This window comes from Scandinavium manionii (genome assembly GCF_024764775.1).
Classification (GTDB): Bacteria; Pseudomonadota; Gammaproteobacteria; order Enterobacterales; family Enterobacteriaceae; genus Scandinavium; species Scandinavium manionii.
Genome location: NZ_JALIGC010000021.1, coordinates 1 through 2,306, shown reverse-complemented (window position 1 = coordinate 2,306; position 2,306 = coordinate 1). Strand labels below are relative to the sequence as shown.

At 50.4% G+C, this 2,306-nt stretch carries 1 protein-coding gene and 2 pseudogenes; all 3 read right to left on the bottom strand.

Translation table 11 applies throughout. The annotated features are described in order from the left end of the window. Window positions 1–8: 8 nt before the first annotated feature. Window positions 9–317, bottom strand: a pseudogene (locus MUU51_RS00140) (integrase core domain-containing protein); the annotation flags it as partial. Window positions 318–333: 16 nt separating this feature from the next. Beyond that, window positions 334–1,410 (bottom strand): IS110 family RNA-guided transposase, encoded by a 1,077-nt coding sequence (locus MUU51_RS00135; RefSeq protein ID WP_258966847.1) that lies wholly within the window; start codon window positions 1,408–1,410, stop codon window positions 334–336. Between the two features lie 271 nt (window positions 1,411–1,681). Beyond that, window positions 1,682–2,306 (bottom strand): annotated as a pseudogene (locus MUU51_RS00130) (IS3 family transposase); the annotation flags it as partial.

The window sequence follows — 2,306 nt, the reverse complement described above, 5'->3', positions numbered from 1 at the left end:
TGTAGTGGTCAACAAAAACTGGCCACCACTTTAGAGTTTTCCCAGTATCGATTTTCCGATTCGTTGGGGGGTAACCCGCCGTTATATTCATGCGGCCTGAGCGCGCTGTAATACCCAACGATATAATCTGTTATTTCATGGGCAGCATCGCTGAAGCTTACGTAACCAGTCACTGGCACCCATTCATTCTTCAGACTCCTGAAGAAGCGCTCCATCGGGCTGTTATCCCAGCAGTTTCCACGTCGGCTCATACTCTGTTTGATCCGGTACCGCCACAATAACTGCCGGAACTGCCTGCTTGTATAATGACTGCCTTGGACGCCCTTCTAAGAGTCAAGTCATTATCTGGATGCTGTTGATCTGCCGGTTTTGGTTACGCAGTAATGTATAAACTTCGCGTGAGATATAGCGCTTCAGACAGCGTATTGCTTCCATTTTTGTATGCCCTTCAGCTACTCGCCTGGCGATATATTCCTTAGTTTTTGCGTCAGTTCGTAATCGTCCGATGGCGATGATGTGAAGAGCACTATTCGCAGCACGATCTCCGCCCCGGTTAAGTCGGTAACGGTTCGTTTTTCCAGAAGATACAGGAACAGGGCTGACACCACACAGTGCTGCAAAGCCTGATTCAGATCTTAGTCGTTGGGGATTGTCTCCGGCAGTGATCAGCAACTGCGAAGCACTTTCGTATCCAATAGCATTACGTTTAATTAGTTCAGGTGCCAGCTCGTCGACAATTGCCGCAATCATGACATCCAGATCAGCGATTTCGTCATGTAACTCGAGATAGCGTCGGGCAAGGGACTGTAATGCGATGCGATAAACGTTTGTAACATTATGGTATTCACTGGCATCAGGCCTACAGGATCCCAGAGTCCTGATGAGCTGCATACGCGTCATATTTCTGAGCTGTTCACGTAATTCATCCGGAGCAGAGATAATATTGGAATGGATAATCTGGAGAGCGACTCTGCGAGCTGATATTGCTGTTTTTCGGCAAGTTTTTAAGACCCGTAGAGATTCAATCATGCCATCACGTGTTTTGGGGGTAACTGTCCTGATACCCGAGAATGCTGCATGAGCAGCACACTCAGCATCAATCGTGTCACTTTTACCCCGTTTGCGTCGTTCCATCCGATCTGGCGCAGTAACCTCAAGAACTTCTAACCCCGCATTCTGGAAATAGCGAAGCAGCCCTGAGCCATAGGTACCTGTGCACTCAACGCCAATTCTCTTTAACGCCCCAAATGAGGTCATCCATACCAGCATCTGCCGGTAACCTTGTCGTGTTGCGGAAAAATACTGGGTCCCCAGAACTTTATTGTTCTGATCTACGACAGCGGCAACGTGCAAATCTTTATGTGTATCCACGCCACCCACAACGGTGGTTTCGATAACGTTATCAGCCATGACAAAACTCCTGTGAGGAAACAGAGTTGAATCTCCAGACAGATAACCCGGACAGGACAGTAATGAGACAAGCCGTCAGGCCCTTCTTGAGTCACGCGCACCGGTGAGGAGATGCCTCGCATGAAGGCGCTTCCGGCAACCGACGAGTCCAGGGCAAGACACAAAAGGTCGATCGCTGTGTGAGTCAGGATGCGGGAAGGTCTTCACTGCATCAGTAATCACACCAATCTGTTTAAACAGCAAACTGAGTGATGACCAAACTGACACCGGCATTATTACTATCGCTGTGGAACATCACTCCGTCTGGCTTGCCGCGAGCTTCCCACGCCATTTCCAGCGCTTTGGCCGTCAGTTTGCTATCCGGGGAGAACGATATTGCCCAACCCACCGGTTTCCTCGCGAACAGATCGAGAACAACTGCAAGGTATGCCCAGCGCTTACCTGTCCAGATATACGTCACGTCACCGCACCTGATTTGGCTCTGTCACTGCGAACTGCCGCTCAAGGTGATTCGGGATCGCGACGTGTTCATGGCCGCCACGTTTATATCGATGAGTAGGCTGCTGGCAACTGACCAGCCCCAGCTCTTTCATCAGTCTGCCAGCAAGCCAGCGTCCCATCCGATAGCCTCTCTGGGTTGCCATTGTGGCGATGCTCCTTGCTCCGGCAGAACCATGGCTGATGTTATGCAGCTCCATCACCTGGCTTCGTAATACAGCCCGCCTGCCGTCTGGTTTTTCAGGACGGTTTTGCCAGTATTTGTAGCTGCTACGATGAACCCCGAACACGTGGCAGAGAGAGGCCACTGGATAACGCGCCCTGAGTTTCCCGATTAACGAGAACTGTTCAGGGAGTCTGACATCAAGAGCGCGGTAGCCTTTTTTAATATTTCGTTT